Genomic DNA, 839 nt, shown 5'->3' with positions numbered 1-839 from the left:
AATCATCTTTTAGTCGCAAACATGTTTCTACATCTTCATCTAAATCATCTATTAGATTAAATTCAGATGATAACGCTACGATATGAATGCATATTTCTTTGAGCTGTTCATCTGACAATAACTTACTGAATGATTTTATTAAAAAATAATCATTCTTTGATAAAAATTGAAGTGCTGAAATGGAGTCTTTAAAAAAAGAAAACGCACTATCAATTTCCCCGGATTGAATTAACTCACTAAGGTTAGTCATAAAATCACGAGATATATCAGAAAATATATTCCTTACCGAATTAAATATATTGCGACCTAATTCATCACTATCATTCCTTTTTTCATCTACATGAGTCGTCCATTCGCCCAAAACACTTTTACTACGCAAGTCTAAGGCTAATTTTATCGTATGCGTTTTACTGTTCACAATCCATCCTCATCAATAATAAATCATGATTACCATATCATCAGGAACAGTTTAATAAAAATTTCCCGTAGATAACCAAAACATCAAATAGCTATTGAATTTCCATCAACACCATACATAAGTGAATACATGCATCATATGATCAAATTGTATTATCTCCATGAACACGGTCACACATGAAAAACTTAAAGTGACCAAAATCGCACTACACCGCACCGCCTGCGGTTTTCATATCACTAAAATTTTTCAGTTGTGATTTTTTACAAACGATATTGCCAGCCCGCGCCCGTTCTGGGGATGCTCTGCGAGACAGGAACTGAAAAGAATGAAAAGAAATTCAGCTTTTTTCAGTTTTACTGTCCGTAGTATCTATGGCCTGAATACGCAACTATATGATATTAAATGGATAATTAATTTTAGG

The 839-nt window shown here is 33.0% G+C and carries 1 protein-coding gene; it reads right to left on the bottom strand.

Features of this window, described 5'->3' with window-relative positions; all coding sequences use genetic code 11:
• Positions 1-418: hypothetical protein (locus tag NNO02_RS23395; RefSeq protein ID WP_271455891.1), on the bottom strand; the 418-nt coding region annotated here is incomplete at its 3' end.
• Positions 419-839 lie beyond the last annotated feature (421 nt).

Source organism: Citrobacter sp. Awk 2, from assembly GCF_028069815.1.
In the GTDB taxonomy this organism is placed as follows: domain Bacteria; phylum Pseudomonadota; class Gammaproteobacteria; order Enterobacterales; family Enterobacteriaceae; genus Citrobacter.
The sequence above is the reverse complement of the archived record's forward strand: the minus strand, read 5'-3'. Positions and strand labels throughout refer to the sequence as shown.